Annotated in this window: 1 protein-coding gene; it reads left to right on the top strand. The window is 76.4% G+C overall.

Translation table 11 applies throughout. The features are described from left to right. Positions 1-4,894, top strand: a 4,894-nt coding sequence (locus ACZ4VL_RS40105; RefSeq protein WP_468210830.1) for a type I polyketide synthase, incomplete at both ends; no start/stop codon positions are given.

Raw genomic sequence — 4,894 nt, forward strand, 5'->3', positions numbered from 1 at the left:
TCCAACCTGACCGGTGCCGTGGCGGGCGAGGAGATGGCCTCGGCCGACTTCTGGGTCCGGCACGTCCGCGAAGCGGTCCGCTTCCTCGACGGCATGCGCGCCCTCGCCGCCCGCAACACCGTCCACTTCGTCGAGATCGGCCCGGACGCCGTCCTCTCGGCCCTCGCCCAGGACTGTCTGCCCGACCACACCGACACCACGGCCTTTGTCCCCGTCCTGCGCACCGGCCGCCCGGAGACCGACACCCTGACCGGGGCCCTGGCGCGGCTGCACGTCCGCGGCACGGCCGTCGACTGGGACGCGTACTACGCCGGAACCGGCGCCCGGCGCGTCGACCTCCCCACGTACGCCTTCCAGCGCGAGCCGTACTGGCTCGATGCCGGACGCCCGCCCGCCGACGTCTCCGCGGCCGGCCTGGGCACGGCCGGACACCCGCTGCTCGGCGCCGCCGTCGCCCTCGCCGACCTCGACGGCTTCCTCTACACGGGCCGGCTCTCGCTCGACACCCACCCCTGGCTCGCGGACCACGCCGTCATGGGCTCGGCCGTGCTGCCCGGCAGCGCCTTCGTGGAGCTGGCGATCCGGGCCGGCGACCAGGTCGGCTGCGACCTCCTGGAGGAACTCACCCTCCACGCCCCGCTCGTCCTGCCCGCGCAAGGCGGCGTCCAGGTACAGCTGTGGGTCGGCGCCCCCGACGCCACCGGCCGCCGCTCCCTCGGCGTCCACTCCCGCCCCGAACCCGCCGACGGCGCCGCAGCCGGCCCGGACGCGGCCGAGCTGCCGTGGACCCGGCACGCCGACGGCGTCCTCGCGGCGGGCGCCCCGCAGCCCTCCTTCGCCCCCGCCACCTGGCCGCCGGCCGACGCCACCCCGCTGCCCGTCGACGAGCTGTACGCCGGACTCGCCGCGGCCGGGCTGCACTACGGCCCGGCCTTCCAGGGCGTCCGCGCGGCCTGGACGAGCGGCGACGCGACCTACGTCGAGGTCGAACCGGCCGAGGAACTGCGGTCCGAGACCGACCGCTTCGGCCTGCACCCCGCCCTGCTCGACGCCGCCCTGCACACCATCGGCCTCGCCGGACTCGTCGAGGACACCGGCAGCGGCCGGCTGCCGTTCTCCTGGACCGGCGTGTCCCTGCACGCCGTGGGCGCATCCACCCTGCGCGTACGGCTCTCCCCGGCCGGACCGGACTCGGTGTCGCTGGCCCTCGCCGACGGCGCCGGACAGCCCGTCGCCGACATCGCCGCACTCACCCTGCGCACCGTTTCGGCCGAGCAGTTGCACACCGGTACGGGCGGCCCCCACGACCACCTGTTCCACGTGGAGTGGACGCCGCTCACCCTCCCCGGTGCGGCCGACGGCACCCCCGGTGCCGCCGAGGAGCCCGTGCTCGTCCTCGACGGGCGCGACGCCGCCGAGGCGCTGGCAGCAGCCCTCGACACCGCCACCGCCACCGACACCGACGCCCCGGTTCCGGGCACCGTCCTCGTACGCCTCTCCACCGCCGCGGAGCTGACCCCCGGGGCCGTCCACTCGGCCACGCACGACACGCTCCGGCTGCTGCACCACTGGCTCGCCGACGACCGGCTCGCCGACAGCCGCCTCGTCCTCCTCACGCACGGCGCGGTCCCCGTCCACGCCGGCGACGGCGCGGCCGACCCCGTGCACGCCGCCGTCCGGGGCCTGGTGGGCTCCGCCCAGGCCGAGCACCCGGGCCGCTTCGTCCTCGTCGACACCGACGCGCCGCAGGCCGAACTGTCCGGTTCCGTCCTGGACGCCGTCCTCGCCTCCGAGGAGCCGCAGCTCGCCCTGCGGGCGGGCACGGTCCACGCACCCCGCCTCGTCAGGACTGCCGTTGACACGGCAGCCGCAGCAGCGGCCGGGGCGCCCGCGTACGACGCCGAAGGCACCGTCCTCATCACCGGCGCGGCCGGCACCCTCGGCCGGCTCGTCGCCCGGCACCTCGTGGCCGAGCGCGGCGTACGGCACCTGCTGCTGCTCAGCCGCCGCGGCGACAGCGCCCCCGGGGCCGCCGACCTGACGCGCGAACTCGCCGACCTGGGCGCCGAAGCCACCTGGGCCGCCTGCGACGCCGCCGACCGGGAGGCGCTCGCCGCCGCCCTGGCCGGCATCCCGGCGGATCACCCGCTGACGGGCGTCGTCCACACGGCCGGCGTCCTCGACGACGGTGTCATCGACTCCCTCACCGCGGAACGCCTCGACACCGTTCTGCGGCCCAAGGCGGACGCCGCCCTCCACCTGCACGAGCTGACCCGCGGCGCCGACCTGTCGGCCTTCGTGCTGTTCTCCTCGGCCGCCGGTGTGTTCGGCGCCCCCGGCCAGGGCAACTACGCCGCCGCCAACTCCTTCCTGGACGCCCTCGCCCAGCACCGCCGCGCCCACGGCCTCCCGGCCGTCTCCCTGGCCTGGGGCCTGTGGGAGGACGTTGACGGCATGGCCGGCGCCCTGGACCGGGCCGACCTGGAACGGATGAAGCGGGGCGGTGTGCAGGGGCTCACCGCCGCCGACGGCCTCGCCCTCCTCGACCTCGCCGACACCCTCGCCGCAGCCGGCTCCGACACTGGCTCCGACGGCGCTGACGGCAGCGCCCGGCACGACGCCGGGCGGGCCCTGCTCGTGCCGATGCGGCTGACCCTGCCCGCCGCCGGTTCGGGCGTGTCCCCGCTGCTGCGCGGCCTGGTCCGCACCCCCGTACGCCGCCTCGCGGCCGGGGCAGGTGCCCTCGGCCGCACCCGTACGGCGGAGCCGTCCGCCCTGGAGGGGAGCCTCCGCGGCCTCGACGCCGCCGGGCGGGAGCGGCTGCTCCTCGACCTCGTCCGCAGCCACGTCGCCGACGTCCTCGGCCACGGCAGCCCGGACGCCGTCGAACCCGAACAGGCCTTCAACGAACTGGGCTTCGACTCCCTCACCGCCGTCGAACTCCGCAACCGGCTCGGCGGGGCCGTCGGCCGCCGCCTGCCCGCCACGCTGATCTTCGACTACCCGACCTCGCTGGTCCTCGCCCGCCACCTGGCCGCCGAACTCGGCGCGGCCGACGACCGGGCGTCCCACGCCCCGCACGCACCCGCCACCGGGCGGGGCGGCGCGGCCGGTGCCGACGACCCGATCGCGATCGTGGCCATGAGCTGCCGCTACCCCGGCGGCGTCACCACGCCCGAGGAGCTGTGGCGGCTGCTGCAGAGCGGCGGCGACGCCATCACCGGCTTCCCGGCCGACCGCGGCTGGGACGTCGACGGGCTGTACCACCCCGACCCCGACCACCCCGGCACCTCGTACACCCGCCACGGCGGCTTCCTGCACGACGTCGCAGGGTTCGACCCGACGTTCTTCGGGATCAGCCCCCGCGAAGCCGTCGGCACCGACCCCCAGCAGCGGCTCCTGCTGGAAACCACCTGGGAGGCGTTCGAACGGGCCGGCATCGACCCGGCCGGCGTGCGCGGCAGCCGCACCGGCGTCTTCGCCGGCGTGATGTACCACGACTACGCCACCCTGCTGGAGCGCTCCGCCGACGGCGCGGACGGCTCCCTGGGCTCCGGCAGCACCGGCAGCATCGCCTCCGGCCGCATCTCGTACACCTTCGGCCTCGAAGGTCCCGCGGTCACCATCGACACCGCCTGCTCGTCCTCGCTCGTCGCGCTCCACATGGCCGTCCAGGCCCTGCGCAGCGGCGAATGCGACCTGGCCCTCGCGGGCGGCGTCACCGTCATGGCCACCCCGGGTACGTTCGTCGGCTTCAGCCGGCAGCGCGGCCTCTCCGCCGACGGCCGCTGCCGCGCCTTCTCGGCCGACGCCGACGGCACCGGCTGGGGCGAGGGCGTGGGCATGCTGCTCGTCGAGCGGCTGTCGGACGCCCGCCGCAACGGCCACCCCGTGCTCGCGGTGGTCCGCGGCTCCGCTATCAACCAGGACGGCGCGAGCAACGGCCTGACCGCCCCGAACGGCCCCTCGCAGCAGCGGGTCATCCGCGCCGCCCTCGCGAGCGCCGGCCTGACGGTCACCGACGTGGACGCCGTCGAGGCGCACGGCACCGGCACGACGCTGGGCGACCCGATCGAGGCCCAGGCGCTGCTGGCCACTTACGGCCAGGACCGGCCAGAGGACCGGCCGCTGCTCCTCGGCTCCATCAAGTCGAACCTCGGACACACCCAGGCCGCTGCCGGTGTCGCCGGCGTGATCAAGATGGTGCTGGCCATGCAGCACGGCGTGCTGCCGCAGACGCTCCACGCGGAGCAGCCGTCGCCGCACGTCGACTGGTCGGAAGGCGCCGTCCGGCTCCTCACCGGGCCCGTGCCGTGGCCGGAGACGGGCCGGCCGCGCCGGGCCGGCGTCTCCTCGTTCGGCATCAGCGGCACCAACGCGCACACCATCATCGAGCAGGCCCCGGCCCCGGAGGCCGCCCTGCCCGCAGCCCCGGAGTCCGCGCCGGTGCCGGCCGTACTGCCCCTGCGGCTGGCCGGCCGCACGGCGGACGCCCTCGCCGCCCAGGCCGGAGCCCTGCGCGCCCACCTGGATGACCGGCCCGACCTCGCACTCGCGGACCTCGCCCACTCCCTGGCCACGACCCGCGCCGCCTTCGACCACCGTGCCGTGGTCGTCGCGACGGACCGCGACTCGGCCGCCACCGCCCTCGACGCGCTCGCCGCCGGACGGACCGCCCCCGGGCTGGTCCGGGACACGGCCGCCAGGAGCGGCAGGACCGCTTTCCTGTTCACCGGGCAGGGCAGCCAGCGCCTCGGCACGGGCCGCGAACTGTACGCCGCCCACCCGGTGTTCGCCGACGCGCTGGACGCGGTGTGCGAGCGACTCGACCCGCTCCTCGAACGGCCCTTGAAGGACGTGCTGTTCGGGTCGGACAAGGAACTGCTGGACCGGA

The organism is Streptomyces sp. NPDC029014, from assembly GCF_055564695.1.